Here is a 15,002-nt window from a genome sequence, read left to right on the forward strand (position 1 = left end):
ATTCACTAATACCTATTAATGCTCATGAATCACTTCTTTACCACTCGGATAAGCTTTGGTACCTAGTACATGACCATCAACTTCTTTGCCATAGTAACCTTGGTGATTGTGGTAGCGCTTAGCATTGCTAGCAACATCACCCTTGTATCGAGGATCTTGTGGGCGTTCATGACTATTCACAAATGCAGCCACATCCCATGCATCTTGAATCGAAAGTTGCTGGCTCTTTCCAAGCGGCATGTTTTCATAGATGAAATAGGCAGCGGTGTTCACCCGGTGCATACCCGCGCCCCAGTTATACGCGTTTTCGCCCCACAATGGTGGAAAGTATGAACGTCCGTCAGCCCCTTTAATACCTTCACCATTTTGACCATGACAGGTTTGGCAGTTGGTTTGGTAAACCTTTTCACCACGCGCTATCGATGGCTCTTGTTCAGGATTATCAATCTTAGGATAGCCACGCCCTGCCAACTTACTGCGGCCATCGATTGGGTATTTGCTTAACAGCTCTTCAGGGAGAGGGAAGCTTTCCGCTTTACCACCGACTTGTAAGTCGGCATCGCTAATCTCAGGAACGGGTGTATCTTGCATGCCGTTCTTGTCTAAGATGCCGCCCATCGCCAGCCAGTATGAATACGCCGTCAGTGCGACCATCTCTTTTGAACCCTCAGCCGGTGGCAGACCATTCATTGAGTAGGTGAAGCAACCTTGGATACGTTCTGCGTAGCTGTTTACCTTGTCATTCTTAGAACGATACGCAGGGTAGGCCATGTACGCACCCCAAAGAGGGGCAGCGTTAGGCTTCATGCCCGCTTGCATGTGGCAGTTGACACAGTTTTGTTCATTGCCGACGAACGTACCACGCATCTGTTGTGAATCGACAAACAGGGAATAGCCCAGTTTTACTTTGTCACCAAATTCCCCATCAGGAATATCTACCAAGTCGCGTGGCACCAGATATTTATTATCTTGTGGTTTTTCAACGGCGGGCAGTTCGGTTTGGCGATCGGGCAACTCACCTTCGGCATAAGTGATTCCAGAGGCAAGGGTTGCGGTAATTAGAAGTAATGTTTTCATGCGAGCCCTTTAGTATCGGAAAGATGCGAAATAGTAAGAGAGGTTTTTGATCTCATCGTCGGTCAACTTGCCGGCGATATTGCCCATCATGTTTAAATCATCACCCTTACGAGTGCCGTTTTTCCAAGCATTGAGCTGAGTCTGAATGTAGTCGGCATGCTGGCTTGCTAGGCGCGGGAATTTGTCTACGCCCATACCGCTTGGCCCATGACAGGTTGCACAGGCTGGAATGTTTCTATCCCAATCGCCTTGGAATACAAGTTTACGATAGGGGTTATCGATATCAGCCTGTGAGCCGCGCTGCTCTAAATCGGTAAATTCGTATGAAGGTAGTGATGCAAAGTATTCTGCGACCTCACGACGAACTGCGGGATCAGATACACCGTCAGCCATTCCCTTCATGATCGCGCTTTGACGCTCACCACTTGAGAACAGAACCAGTTGATGTTCTAGATAGTCAGCATTGAGCCCTGCAAGCATAGGGGCAATGTTGGGCATGCCTTTACCGTCGGCTTGATGGCAGCCGCTACAAGTTTCTGCGGCTTCTGGCATTGGATTAGGTGCTGCTTGTGCAAAAGCGGATAAAGAAAGGCTTCCTAGAGCAGCGATGCAAAGCGTTAGAGTTTGAGTTTTAATTGTCAGCTTAGTCATGAGGCGTCGCTATTGGTTGTAATGCATGCATTTTCGACATAATTGGTTGTTCGCGCTATTGTGGATTTCCACATTAATTCACTTGGAACTTGAGGTGAGTCTCACATTAATAACCTCAATCACCATAATGGTATTGATGTGAACTTCTATAGGTTGATCCAACTGCCGTTTATGAAATGCAAGGGAACTGCCATGTTCGCCTCGGTATAACTGCTTGTTAAGGCTCTTTTATGGCACCGATTGTATAAGCATAGCTGCTTTATGGATGCGGGCTAAAAAAGTTGTGGTGAAATGAAGATTACCTAATGGCTTTGGGTTGATTACTCTATCTAGAGCGGATGCTTTATCTAGATTGGGTACTTTATGTAGATTGGACGTTTATCCAAATAGCCTGCTTTTCTAGATCAAGGGGACGAAAAAGCAGAGCAACCTCGAATGACGAAGTTGCCCTGTTGTGTTCTCATCTGCAAATCAGATAAGGAAGTGTTTTGAATGAGTGATTAAGTTATAGCTTGCTGAGTTTAAGCTAGACCTTGTAGATCTTAGCCGGAAGCGCTTGCCTTGCTGCTGCCCCCACAACCCAATCCAACATCACGCCTTTGCCTTCTCTCGTCGGGTCGATCAAGCCTATATCATTAATGTTAACGCCATCGTTCGACTTCATCTTCACCGGTTGTTGTGTATTACCGATCCAGTGCGCACGCTCACCGAGTTCTTTATGACCAAAGCCGTGTTCAAAGCCTAATGTGCCCGGTTTGATGCCATCAATCACCATCGCCAACGCATGTGTGGTTGAACTCGGTGTTTCAATAGCAAACACGTCACCGGTTTTGATACCCACAGAAGAGGCGTCTTGCGGGTGGATGTAAACAGGGTTTACTCCTTTAATCGATTCCAAGCGTGGTGACAAATTAGAGACCGCACTGTGAATGTTGGATTTAAAGTTGGTTAGGGTGAACGGCCACTCTTTTGCTGGGAACTGCTCTGCTAGTGGCGTTCCGTCCGCGAGTTTTTGTGGATACCATGTAGGGCAACCCATGTATTGCTCGCCACTGATGGTGTTGCGAGAAGTACCGAGCTTTTCATTCCAGATAGCCAATGGTTTGGTCCATTTGTACTTCATGGTTTCATTGGTATACGCATTGGTTGCGTCTTCAAAACGGCCGCCACGCGCAAAAATGTACGCTACTTTGAGCATCTCTTCAGGCTTGAGCGTTTTGTTCATCACAGGGACTAGGCGTTCTAGACCAGACCAAACAATATCTTCCGCATCGACATTCGGCACGCCACCTTTTACGAACGCTAAGTTAGCAGCCGAGCGCAGGTAGAAGTCTTCAGCGCTATGAATACCGTGCCAGTTACCTTGATTGTCTTTGATTACGTTGTCGCCGAAGCCACCTAGGCCAAGCGTTTTCGCTAGATCAATAAAGAAGTTCTCTAGGTTGATGGCACGTCCGTCTTGAGTGCGGGAAGTTTTAGGCTCAACAATCGGCCAACGAGCGGTGATCGCTTTGGTCGCGACACCATGCCAAGGTGTTGCCATGCCCCAGCTCTCGTAGGTCACTGTGTCTGGCACTAGGTAATCCGATAAGGCAGTCGTTTCATTGATAAAGGCATCGATAGATACGATCAAGCCAAGCTGTTTGGGATCTTTAAGTTTTTCACCCAGCAAGTTGTCTAAACCCGGAACACCATAAAGTGGGTTCGCCATGTGGTTGATCCATGCCTTTGCGCGGTAAGGATAGCCATCAATCGCAGCTGATAAGTGCTCGGTTAACAGCGGCGCAGAGATTGGGTACCACGGAGCGCGTGTCGGGTAAGGTGACTCACCTGCGGCAACGCGACGTTTGTATTCGCTGGTTTTTTGATACGGGAACTTGCTGCGGGACAAGAATACACCTTGAGGCTTAGTCTTACCCTTGAACTTGGTAAAGTCGTAACGTGGACCTGCAACCGAAGTTGGGTAGCCGCCCGCTTTCGCCATCGCGCCACCTTTCGCGTTGATGTTACCGATCAGCGCGTTTAGCATCAGAATAGAGAACGAGTTGTAGAAGCCGTTGGTGTGCATGTTGCCACCGTGAGTATCCACGACTGCTTTTGTACCATAGCTGGTGAAGCGTTTTGCCAACGCAATAATCTGGTCTTGTGGGATTTCACACTGCTCACTGTAGTATGCAAGGTCATATTTGAAGGCTTCTTCCTTCAATCTTTGTAGAGAAGACTTAACACGAACAGTCTGACCATCAACTTCTACGTCTTGATCGACGAACAGCGCCGCTTCATTCACCTGAATATGTGACGCTAATAGTGACGTTGTCACATCTAGGGCGATAAATCCGTCATCGTCAGACATCGGTTCGCCTGTTTCTAGCAAACCCATATCCGATGCACGAAGCATACGCCCATTTTGTGGGTGCGACTCGTCACTGATCACGAGGTGAGATGCATTGCACCAGTGGGTGGTGCCTGCTTTTTGCATCGCTTGCGCACTTGGGCGAGACAAGAAGTCGTGATTGTAGCGTTGGTTTTCGATGATCCATTGGATCATGCCAAGAACTAATGCTGAATCGGTGCCCGGTTTGATCGGTAGCCAGTTATTGCGATCGCCCGCCGCAAGGCTTGACGATCCTGCTGGAAGGCTTGGTGTCACTATGGTGTAGCTGAGTTTTCCGTTGGTACGAGCCTCAGCCAATTGTCTTGCTTGACGCTTGAACGGGTTACCCGCTTGAGCCGGAGACATACCGATGAAAAGAATGAACTCTGCGTTGTTGAAGTCGGGTTTTAAGTGCGAGAACTTGTCTAGATCGTTCATGATCGCACCTGAACCCGCACGGAACGCGTAACCACAGTAAGAGCCGTGGTGACCAAAGTTGCGTGTGCCGTAGCTGTTAAATGCAAAGCGCTTCAAGATGTCGTCACGACCTTCATTACCTGCATTGGTCACCAATAACTGGTTCGCTTTCGGTCCGTATTCAGGATTATTTGGATCGAGTGGTGTTTCGATGTCGCGAATCGATCGCAAGCCTTCAACTTTGCCTTCACCGAACAAGTCACCACCTTCGGTGATCTCAGAGATAAGTTGCTCGTAGCTGATCGGCTCCCACTTGCCTTCACCTCGTTTACCAACACGTTTTAAGGGTTGAGTGATTCGGTATGGGCTGTTTTGGATCTCTAACATGCCATTACCACGGGCGCAGGCTGTCGAACGATTGTTGATACCAGATTCACCAGACAAGCCAATGTAGGCGTCTTTTACAGGCGTTTTGAACGGGATTTGCTGATCACTTGATAGCGGGTGGTACGGGTTACCTGAGATACGCAAGATCTCGTCATTGCGATTATCGATACGTACACGCAAGCCACACAGTGTCCAGCAGCCGAAACACATTGATGGTGCCACGCGTTGGTTTGGATTCGGCGAAATCTTACCTTGCTCATCGACACTGTATTCTGTCTCTAGCGAATTACCGTGATGGATGTGATTGGTTTTCTTACCCGCGGTGCCATCGATAGCACCGTGAACCATGTGTTTTGTGGTTGTCGCATAACCTGCAGCAAAAGCTCCAACACCACCGGCAGCAAGGCCTGTTTTCAAAAATTGACGACGTTTGTTATCCATGATGATTCCTCAGACTACAAGCTATGTGAGCGGTTAAGTGGTGAAGGTGTATTTTGGATTGGCTTCGATGTTGTCTTTGGTGCAGAACCAGTTGTTCGTGTAGAACCAGTAGACACGATCTCAGAGGCGAACAACGCAAGTGCTAACCAAAGACCACACATACCAACGATGCCGAGTAATCCTGCACTACCCATAGGCAGTTCATAAGGGAATGCACCCACATCAAAACGGGGAATGGTTTGAACTTCCATCATGGTAACCCAACGTACCGCCCATGCTGAAACGATGGTCGCAAGTGCAACACAGACAATTCCTAACTTGCTTTGAGATAAACGTTGCAGCGGAAGAACCAAGATCATGCACACCAAAATGCTGGTGGTCATGATGCCTAAATTGATGCCCCAAGCGTCGTTCTCATAGAGATTGAAGTGACCATGGTTAGATGCCCAAATCGACGTGAGAATGATGGCAAGGCCACCTGTTAAGGTAATGGTTCTTTGTATCAGAGCTAGGTCTGTTGGTTTTAAGCTTGGTTTGCTTGAAGGCAGCAGAGCCCAAATCAACAGAGTTAAACCCGTTGCGGCAAAGAATGCAGTCGTGAACCAAAGCAATGGAGAAGCCGGTTGATGCCAAAGCGGTCGGCTCGCCAAAATCGCAATCTCTGCGCCTGTATAAAGCGCGATGCTTAGGCCCGAAATAGCCGTCACAGCAGCGAGTGCAATCATCAGCTTTGATGATATTTGCCATTTACCTAGCGTCAGCCAAGACAAACGTTTTAGAAATGGGTTTTCACTTTGTTTAAGCTGTGCGATGTCGTCACGCAGGTAAACCCAAGCCGTCGTGACAGCCAGACCAGAAAATAAAGGTAGAAACAGAGAGCCCAATGACATCCATGACCAAGGCGTAATATGAGCATAGAAGTGCCACGCACGTCCGGGTTGGTGCAAGTCACCGGTTAATGCTAATGGTCCAACAATCGCGCCAATGGCCATCACAAGCACAAGGGCAGAACGGAATTGGTGACTGGTTGAGTTTTTAAAGATCAGTGCAATCAAGAACAAAATAGCGGCCGCGTAGGCTGAACCTATGTAGAAGAAATATTGAACCGCCCACGGTAGCCAAGCGATCTCTTGAGCGGGGACTAACACCTCAGTGATATTCATGCTGTCTCTCCTTGTTTGCCTTGTGTCGCGATTGCCAATTCTTGTTTGCTAGAGGATGAGTTATCGATGGCGGCTGGTTCATAAATCGCAGGTTGGCCTTCAATGTGACTAACGAATCGCTCGTTCATGCCGATATAGAAAACATGGGGGTTGGTATTCTGCTCTGGCTTAAGCACCTTGATGTCGTCTTGGTTTTCATTGAGCAGACGGTTGATCTCGCTGTTTGAATCTTTAAGGTCGCCAATGACACGCGCGCCACCGACACAGGTTTCTACACAAGCAGGCAGTAAGCCGTCTTCAAGGCGGTGTGCACAGAAGGTGCATTTGTCTGCGGTAAGGGTGTCGTTATTAATGAAACGAGCATCGTAAGGACAAGCTTGAACACAGTAAGCACAGGCTACGCAGCGTTCGTTGTCGACCATGACAATACCGTCTTCGCGTTGGAAGGTCGCTTGAACTGGACAAACCTTGATGCAGGGAGCGTTGTCACAGTGATTACAGAGACGAGGTAACATGAAAGATTTCACGTCTTGTTGAGCAGTCGAACCATCATCAAGGGAGACTTCATACTGTTTTACGGTGGTTCTGAATTGGCCAATTGGTGCTTGGTTTTCAACGCTGCAGCCAACAGTGCATGCCTGACAGCCAACGCACTTACGCAAATCAATCGCCATGGCGTAGCGTTTACCTACTTCGCCCTTGCGGTCAGGCTGGTTGTTATTGCGAATGGCTGTGCTGGCGACTGCGGTGTTGATTCCGGCAATGGGAATGAGCGCAGCGCCGGCGGAAACTTTACCGAATTGGCTGAGAAACCGTCTTTTCAATGAGTCCATAGAGGTACCTATAAATGGGTATTCGATCTGTTAGGCTCATTGTCAGTTTTTGACCGTTCACGAGGTATTGTGGATTTCCACATACCCAGATCAAAGTTGATCTAGAACAAATGTGGTTTTACCAATCTAGCTGTTATGCTTTGTTTAAAGGCTCTATTTAACGTGTCGTCAATGCGTTATTCGAGTGTGAACATGCCATCAGTGTGGAGAAAGAGATTCTAGTGACAGTCCGAAACCTAATATCAATCGTTAGCCTTTGTTGGTTGAGTCTAACTGCAGGAATCTGTTTAGCCGCTCAAGCGGAGCAAGAGATTACAACATCAAACACTGTTAAGTCGGAACAGGTGATTGAGGTCGGTGTGCTGGCTATTCGAGGCAAGCTTTCCGCGCAGCAGCGTTGGCAGCCGACGATGGATTGGTTGTCGGAGCGCATTCCCGGCAAACACTTTGTTCTCAAGCCTTTCAACTTAGAAGAGATGGCGGAAGCGGTGAAAGATGTCACGGTCGATTTTGTTGTCACCAACCCCGGTCAGGCGGTTCGATTAGGACGTCAATACGCGCTCTCTTGGATGGCGACCATGACCAGTCACAATTACGACGATCAAGGTGTGAGCAGCACGCGCAGTATCGGTTCTGCATTAGTGGTCAGAAGAATGTCACCGTATATCTCGTTTGAGCAACTTAGTGGAAAGCCGATTGCTGCTGTCTCTGAAAATGCGTTTGGCGGTTACTTGACTATGCGTTACCAAGTAATGCAACAAGGGCTGAACCCTAATCACTTTTTCTCTAATACTCAGTTCTTGGGTTTCCCTATTGATGCCAGTTTGTACCAACTGCGAGAAGGACACATTGAGGCGGCAGTCGTCCCTGCTTGTTTGGTTGAAAACATGATCAGCGAAGGTTTGCTGGTGGCTGGGCAATATCGAATCATCGGTAATCAAGCGCCTGAAGGCTTCCGATGCCAAGTGTCTACACCTCTGTATTCTAATTGGTCGTTTGCCAAAACAGAACGAGCCTCTTCGGCACTGGCTAAACAAATGAGTCAGGTGCTGTTTTCGATGCCAAAGAGCAGTGCACCAGCCATTGCAGCGAATGCATCGGGCTGGACTTCACCGACAAGCTTGCTGTCGATCGACAAGCTATATCAACAACTCGACATGCATCCACTGCAACAACCTTGGTGGAAAGAAGCGTTAATCTGGCTCAAGTACAATCAACAGTGGGCATGGGCGTTCTTTATTCTTGTCGTGTCTCTGAATGCTTACCACTTCTGGCTAGAATACAAATTCAGTCGCAGCAAAAAGCAACTAGAAGCGACGCTTTATAAGCTGAAAAGTAAGAGTGAACAGCTAGAGCACTCACAACGAATCGCGGTAGTTGGTGAACTGGGAAGTAGCTTGGCACACGAGATTAATCAGCCTTTGGCAGCTATTCGGAATTATAGCGAAGGTGGTTTACTGCGGATTTCGAAGAACAAACCGCTGACTGACATAGAGCCTGTATTTGAGAAGATCCAGTCGCAAGTGGACCGTGCTGATGCGATCATCCAGCGCTTAAGAAACATGATCAAAAAACGCTCATCAGATAAATCTCAAACTGATATAGAAGCTCTTCTTACAGATACCATCGAGCTACTGCAATTTCGATTACAGAAACACAAGATAACCATTGAACGTTATGTCGTGGGTAAACCTATCACGCTACATGTTGACCCCGTCGGATTGCAGCAGGTGGTTGTAAATTTGATCAACAATGCGACTGATGCGTGTAATGCTCAGATGCATCGCGAACAAAGCGCTACGTCTGATATTGGTAACAAAAACAACGAACCATCGACAATTAAAGTGATTACCGAGTATCAACCGGATAAAATAATGTTGTCGATTATCGATAACGGCACCGGTTTAGATTTCACTGAACAAGAAGTGACTCAAGCCTTTGTGAGCAGCAAAGAAAATGGCTTGGGGCTTGGGCTCGCGATTTGCCAAGATGTTATTGAAGATCACAGTGGTCAAATGACGATCACGTCACTCACCCCACATGGATGTCATGTTGCGGTGACACTGCCTTTCTCTCTTTCAAATGATTCATAAGGAATCTTGTTATGTCTGAACTTCATCAAAGGCTTCCTGTCTATGTGGTTGATGACGATGAGTCGATGCGCGATTCGTTGGTGTTCTTATTAGAAGAGCATGATTTCACTGTGTCAGCTTTTGAAGATGGCCCCAGTTTTTTAGACTCAGTGGACTTGAGTGCGCCGGGTTGTGTGGTTTTAGACAGCCGAATGCCAGAGATGAGAGGGCAGCAAGTTCATGAGTTGATGGTAAAAGCGCAGAGCCCACTGTCGGTGATTTACCTGACGGGGCACGGTGATGTGCCAATGGCGGTTGAAGCCTTACAAGCCGGCGCGGTGAATTTCTTTCAAAAGCCAGTTAAAGGCAATGAGTTAGCTGAGGCGATCAAGCAAGGTTTGGACGCTTCAGAAAAGCACTTACACATGAATGTGTATCGCCAAGCGTACGCGTCGTTAACCGAGCGTGAGATAGACATCCTCAAACAAATTATCGACGGTAAGCGTAACCAGAAAATAGCCGATGAATTGTGCATTGCAATGAGAACGGTAGAAGTACACCGAGCGAGTTTAATGAAGAAATTTTCTGCTAGAACGGTTGCTGAACTGGCTTACATATACGGCCAACTGAACTAACTACAGCGACATGAAATTGCTGATAGGTATTCATCAATTTCGTTGTCGTTTTTTAAGATTATTTTGCTCAAAGGTGGTCTTCATTATCGAACTCTATTGAAGCAAGATCACACCATTTATGGAGTGCATAAGGATAGGTCTTAGTAGACTTTTTATCGCTATGTATTCCTGAGATACTGAACTAAGTTCATTTTAAGGCGGAACGTGCCAGTAACTGCACTTTTCCCTGTAATTCGAAACATAACATTCACTATGGGTAGAACACACTCTCAACGTCGAGTCTTGTATCTGCCGAGTTAGGTTAAATATTTTATGAGTACAATGGGAATCGCAATTGGTGCGACGGCTCTTTCGTTAATACTTGTCGCCGTGTGGCTGATCTCTTTATCGCTAAGAAAGCAGCGCTTGGAACAAGAACGTAAGGCTCGTGCTGTCGCTTATCGAAAAGCGATTGAAAAAGCGCGCATACAAGAGCAAAAAGAGCGTCACTTCAAAGCCGAAACCGGTCATGTACCGTCGATTCTGTATTTGGCAAAAGAAGCTGAACGTAACAATATAAAGGAAGCTCTGTATTGGTACGACAAAGCGGCGCAACTCGATAATATCAATGGCATGTACGGCATTGTGCGCCTAAGCATGAAGCGTAAAGAAGACCTCATTTTAAGAGAGAAAGCCAACTTTTGGCAGCTAGCAATCTCTGCTTTAGACAATGACGTATCGGCGAAATTCGAGGTGGGCAAAGCGCTCGTCTTTGGTCGTGGAACCGATAAGAACATCCCTAAGGGTTATACCTATATTGAAGAGTCTGCGGCTGGTGGTAATACCGAAGCGATGCTGTTTATCGGTGACTGGTGTCTAGATAAAGAGAATCCAGATTACTCGGCTGAAAGCTCTGTCGAGTGGTACCAAAAGGCCGCTGAAAAAAACAACCTAGACGGCAAGATCAAACTGGGTATGAGCTATTTGAACGGTGTTGGTGTTGAACCGAATCACGGCGAAGCGGTGTACTGGTTTGAAACTGCCGCAGAAAAGAACAGTGCAGAAGCCATGTTTAGAGCTGGCGAAGCTTGGATTGACCATGGTGAACACGGCAACGCGATTGCTTATATCTGGCTATTTTTGTCTGCTCATTTTGGCTACTCAGAAGCGAAGCATTTGCGGGATAAAGTTGGTGGTGAACTGGGTGTCGATGCCGTCGTGGGCTTACAAGCTCTGACTAAGCCGATCATGACTAAGTTGACTCAAGAAGCGATCACTAAGCACTCAATCATTAAGGCGCTCAACAAGCTCTACAAACGCAATGTCCCTGTCCCTAAGAAGGTTAAAGAAGCGTCCGATGAAGAAGGTGAGGAGTTAAATGTCGATGGTAGTCATTTAGAGACCAAAGCGTCGAGTGAGCAAGGTTCTAACGTCGATTACAGCCAGCAGGCGACGCCAAGCGGTGCTGCGAATCAAGGGTCATCCAGCGATCAAGCAACGCATAACAAAGAAGCAAGCCCTAACTCTCTAGACTTCAGTCAGGCAACAGTGGATCCGAGCTGGAAAAGCAACCACTAAAACGTGTTGGTTAGCTTTGATGAGTTAGACAAGAATGACTGAAGCTATAAATCTATAAATCTATATAGCTTCTAGCCGTAATCTAGAAAACCAAGACAACAAAAAAGGGAAGCGAATGCTTCCCTTTTTATTTGTGTGCTATTTGCTTTTAGAGCTTAGAGCTTAGAGCTTAGAGCTAAAGCCTAATACTAAGAGCTGTTAAGCTTTGTTTTGCTCAGCTTTACATACAGCCGCAGTGAACACTACGTCAGTTGAGCTGTTAAGCGCTGTTTCAGCCGAATCTTGAATCACACCAATGATGAAACCAACCGCTACAACCTGCATCGCTACATCGTTTGAGATACCGAATAGGCCACAAGCTAGAGGAATCAGTAGCAGTGAACCACCGGCAACGCCTGATGCGCCACATGCTGAAATTGCAGCAACAAGGCTTAGTAGAATCGCAGTGAAGATATCAATCTCAATACCCATTGTGTGTACAGCGGCAAGCGTTAACACAGTGATGGTGATTGCAGCACCCGCCATGTTGATGGTTGCGCCTAGAGGGATTGATACAGAGTAAGTATCTTCATCTAGCTCTAGCTTCTTACAAAGGTTCATGTTCACTGGGATGTTTGCAGCGCTTGAACGAGTGAAGAATGCCGTTACACCAGACTCACGAATACATTGCAGCACAAGTGGGTATGGGTTCTGTTTTGTCTTTACAAAGACAAGCAGTGGGTTAACGACAAGAGCAATGATCAGCATTGAGCTTAGTAGAACCGCTAGCAGTTGACCGTAGCTTGCTAGTGCATCGAAGCCCGTTGTTGCGAATGTAGTCGAAACAAGGCCGAAGATACCAAATGGCGCAAGACGAATAATGAAGCGAACAATGTGTGAAACACTGTGGCTAAGGTCTTCGAAAACCGCTTTTGTTGTTGCTGATGCGTGGTGCAGAGCAAGACCAAGACCGATTGCCCAAGCAAGAATACCGATGTAGTTAGCGTTCATTAGTGCGCTAACTGGGTTATCTACAAGCTTGAATAGAAGCGTATGAAGAACTTCCGCGATACCTTGAGGAGGGTTAGCACCTTCAGCGCCAGCAACCAGTGTCAAAGTGGTTGGGAACATGAAGCTCAGTACTACAGCAGTCAGTGCTGCAGAGAACGTACCAATCAGGTAAAGCACAATGATTGGACGCATATGAGTATGCTGACCTTTCTTTTGGTTTGCGATAGAAGCTGCAACAAGAATGAATACTAAAATTGGGGCAACAGCTTTCAGAGCACCAACAAACAGACTACCTAATAGGCCTGCATCTTGAGCTGCTGAAGGAGAAACCATGGCGAGAACGACACCGAAAACAATACCAGCAAGGATCTGTAGAACGAGATTTCCACGAGCGATGCGGGCGAGCATGTTGTGATTTTGCATAAAATACCTGCAATTGTTAATTTATTATAGTGATGTATTTTTTTATAAAGTTGTACCAAATCCAACTATACACTAGTGGAATGGGCGGTCATATTAGCGGGATCTAAGAGGGTGTCTAGGAATAGTTTACTTTTAGGGTGATTGTTTGCGCTGCGTGGTGTTTTTAGAGCTAAATGTTAAATTTTTGTGTTTTTGTTGAGGTATAAGTCTGCTGAATAATGTTCCATTGGCTTAATGTTCTAGTATTTATGGTGTGTAAACCATTACTGATAAAAACATTGTGTTCGGAAATAGCTGCCTAAACTTGTATAGGTAAAAAAGCCACTTCAACAGACATCATAGACATCACCTACTTTGCTTAATCTACGTTGGTGCATGACTTGCCATGTTTTGTCGTTATCTAATCTTTCTATCGGCATTCCCACCTACTTAAGCAGCGTTAGCTGTGAATCTCATCAGCTCTCCTTAATAGCGTCAGGCTACTGAACTTAATACCTTGCTACTTTGATATATCGCACACCTTATCTGGTGATTTATATCATCATGTTATTTTATATGACGTAATTTATCTAAAATTGCCGTTGTAAGTGGGTGGCATATATCCTGTGTTGGTCTTAATTTACAAGAGTATGAGCAATGAGTTTAATCAGTATCCCTTATGTAGAAACCTCTGCAGATACCGTTTTACATATAGCAGCCGCTATCGTGCTGATCAGCACCATAGCGGCTGGCCTGTTCGGTTTTTGGAAGCTTCACGAGATCCCTATTCAAAAGGCTCATAAGACTGACCACCATCAGATAGGGTTGATTACCGCGCTCACTTGGATTGGCTTCATTTGGCACTGGGTGTGGGTGCTCGCCATTATCATTGCGTTTGTAGATTTTGAAAAAGCCATTATCCGACTGCGTGATTTATGGAATTCTCCGGCTCAAGTTAATCAATCAGAGGATGTCTAAATGTTAGAAGGTTTAGCGGTTTGGTGTTTGTTCATCTATTTATTAAGGCTTGTTGGCATGCCTTGGAACACAGGGACTAAAGCATTCGCTTATCTAGGAGGCAGTGGTTGGTTGTTATTTGTGTGGGTAGGATTAATTAACTATACACCAATGGATTTGTCGGGAGGCTCTGTGGTGCAGTCTCCTCACATTCAGCTTCGCCCAACCTCAACCAATGTCTCGGGCAAGGTCGACCAGATTTATATCACCCCGAACCAACGCATTGAGAAAGGGCAGTTAATCTATGAGATTGAAAACGAGCCTTATCAAATTGCTTATGAACAAGCGAAGATTTCGCGCGACTCGGCAAACGTAGCGGTTAGCACTGCGGCTGAAGAAGTAAAAATCGCTGAATCCAGCTATCAGGCAGCGTTACATGATTTTGAAATGACACAAAGTGAGCTTTCAGCTGCTCAGTCAAATAGAGACTTACAGAAAAGAACGTTGAAGCGTTATCTTGAACAAAACCGAGTCGTGCGTAATACGATCACTGAAAGCATGATTGATAACCAGCAAACGGTCGCCGATTCTGCTGTGTACACTGTGGCCAAGCTTGAGTCACAGCTGAGCAAAAAGAAATCTGATGTAGAGAAAGCCAAGCTACAAATAACCAAAGCGGAACTCTCGGTTGAATCCCGTCAGTCAGACTTTAACGAAACAATTCAGAAGGTGAATAAAGCAAAATGGGATCTTGATAGCACCAAGATTTATGCACCCGCTGATGGCTTTGTGACTAACTTTATTCTTCGTGAAGGTCAGCTTGTTTCTAGAGTTCCACGATTGCAGATGTACACGGCTTTGTTTCCTAAATCAGGGAACTAATGCTTAAAGCTACGATCAGATCATCTAAGTTCACTCACATACTTAGAGCAATGCCAAAGCCTCGCTACAGAACAACTAACTGGAAACAATATAACCAAGCCCTAATCAATCGTGGCTCACTGACATTCTGGATTGATGAGGAAACGATTCAACAGTGGAAGCAA

Annotated in this window: 10 protein-coding genes and 2 pseudogenes; 6 read left to right on the forward strand and 6 right to left on the reverse strand. The window is 46.3% G+C overall.

Annotated features, from left to right (window positions below):
* Positions 1-15: 15 nt before the first annotated feature.
* The 5 genes from AB4185_RS01485 to dsrO all read right to left on the reverse strand — a co-directional run bounded on the left by AB4185_RS01485 (position 16) and on the right by dsrO (position 7,343).
* The gene (locus tag AB4185_RS01485) at positions 16-1,077 is read right to left on the reverse strand and encodes a c-type cytochrome (protein ID WP_372134718.1); all 1,062 of its coding nucleotides are present in this window, start codon (positions 1,075-1,077) and stop codon (positions 16-18) included.
* 9 nt (positions 1,078-1,086) lie between these two features.
* Positions 1,087-1,728 (reverse strand): c-type cytochrome, encoded by a 642-nt coding sequence (locus AB4185_RS01490; RefSeq protein ID WP_017064226.1) that lies wholly within the window; start codon positions 1,726-1,728, stop codon positions 1,087-1,089.
* A 526-nt stretch (positions 1,729-2,254) separates the two neighbouring features.
* Positions 2,255-5,347, reverse strand: coding sequence for a tetrathionate reductase subunit A (locus AB4185_RS01495; RefSeq protein ID WP_372134720.1), 3,093 nt, complete (start codon positions 5,345-5,347; stop codon positions 2,255-2,257).
* A gap of 14 nt (positions 5,348-5,361) precedes the next feature.
* A complete protein-coding gene (nrfD, locus tag AB4185_RS01500) occupies positions 5,362-6,510 on the reverse strand; it encodes an NrfD/PsrC family molybdoenzyme membrane anchor subunit (protein ID WP_229648271.1) in 1,149 nt (382 codons plus the stop codon).
* Entirely contained in the window at positions 6,507-7,343 is an 837-nt protein-coding gene (gene dsrO / locus AB4185_RS01505; RefSeq protein WP_372134722.1) for a sulfate reduction electron transfer complex DsrMKJOP subunit DsrO, read from the reverse strand. The genes nrfD and dsrO overlap by 4 nt, the downstream gene beginning before the upstream one ends.
* Before the next feature lie 221 nt (positions 7,344-7,564).
* Between dsrO and AB4185_RS01510 the strand changes: the two genes are divergently transcribed.
* The 3 genes from AB4185_RS01510 to AB4185_RS01520 all read left to right on the forward strand — a co-directional run bounded on the left by AB4185_RS01510 (position 7,565) and on the right by AB4185_RS01520 (position 11,607).
* Positions 7,565-9,436, forward strand: a complete 1,872-nt coding sequence (locus tag AB4185_RS01510; protein ID WP_372134724.1) for a PhnD/SsuA/transferrin family substrate-binding protein — start codon at positions 7,565-7,567, stop codon at positions 9,434-9,436.
* 11 nt (positions 9,437-9,447) lie between these two features.
* Complete coding sequence (locus tag AB4185_RS01515) at positions 9,448-10,050, forward strand: response regulator transcription factor (RefSeq protein WP_372134726.1); 603 nt, start codon at positions 9,448-9,450, stop codon at positions 10,048-10,050.
* 321 nt (positions 10,051-10,371) lie between these two features.
* A complete protein-coding gene (locus AB4185_RS01520) occupies positions 10,372-11,607 on the forward strand; it encodes a tetratricopeptide repeat protein (protein ID WP_372134728.1) in 1,236 nt (411 codons plus the stop codon).
* 198 nt (positions 11,608-11,805) lie between these two features.
* Here the strand turns inward: AB4185_RS01520 and sstT are convergent, their stop codons facing one another.
* On the reverse strand, positions 11,806-13,020 hold the full coding sequence (gene sstT, locus AB4185_RS01525; RefSeq protein ID WP_004732110.1) for a serine/threonine transporter SstT: 1,215 nt from the start codon (positions 13,018-13,020) through the stop codon (positions 11,806-11,808).
* A 636-nt stretch (positions 13,021-13,656) separates the two neighbouring features.
* Here sstT and AB4185_RS01530 point away from each other — a divergent pair.
* The 3 genes and pseudogenes from AB4185_RS01530 to AB4185_RS01540 all read left to right on the forward strand — a co-directional run.
* Positions 13,657-13,977: a hypothetical protein gene (locus AB4185_RS01530; RefSeq protein ID WP_017072398.1), complete on the forward strand. Its 321-nt coding sequence runs from the start codon at positions 13,657-13,659 to the stop codon at positions 13,975-13,977.
* A pseudogene (locus AB4185_RS01535) lies at positions 13,978-14,811 on the forward strand (HlyD family secretion protein); the annotation flags it as partial.
* 77 nt (positions 14,812-14,888) lie between these two features.
* A pseudogene (locus tag AB4185_RS01540) lies at positions 14,889-15,002 on the forward strand (IS5/IS1182 family transposase); the annotation flags it as partial.

The sequence above is a fragment of the Vibrio sp. 10N.286.48.F5 genome (genome assembly GCF_041469785.1).
Lineage (GTDB): Bacteria > Pseudomonadota > Gammaproteobacteria > Enterobacterales > Vibrionaceae > Vibrio > Vibrio crassostreae_C.

Coding starts and splice junctions, on each gene's coding strand:
- AB4185_RS01485 (WP_372134718.1), bottom strand. CDS start 1,077: ATGAAAACATTACTTCTAATTACCGCAACCCTTGCCTCTGGAATCACT.
- AB4185_RS01490 (WP_017064226.1), bottom strand. CDS start 1,728: ATGACTAAGCTGACAATTAAAACTCAAACTCTAACGCTTTGCATCGCT.
- AB4185_RS01495 (WP_372134720.1), bottom strand. CDS start 5,347: ATGGATAACAAACGTCGTCAATTTTTGAAAACAGGCCTTGCTGCCGGT.
- nrfD (WP_229648271.1), bottom strand. CDS start 6,510: ATGAATATCACTGAGGTGTTAGTCCCCGCTCAAGAGATCGCTTGGCTA.
- dsrO (WP_372134722.1), bottom strand. CDS start 7,343: ATGGACTCATTGAAAAGACGGTTTCTCAGCCAATTCGGTAAAGTTTCC.
- AB4185_RS01515 (WP_372134726.1), top strand. CDS start 9,448: ATGTCTGAACTTCATCAAAGGCTTCCTGTCTATGTGGTTGATGACGAT.
- AB4185_RS01520 (WP_372134728.1), top strand. CDS start 10,372: ATGGGAATCGCAATTGGTGCGACGGCTCTTTCGTTAATACTTGTCGCC.
- sstT (WP_004732110.1), bottom strand. CDS start 13,020: ATGCAAAATCACAACATGCTCGCCCGCATCGCTCGTGGAAATCTCGTT.
- AB4185_RS01530 (WP_017072398.1), top strand. CDS start 13,657: ATGAGTTTAATCAGTATCCCTTATGTAGAAACCTCTGCAGATACCGTT.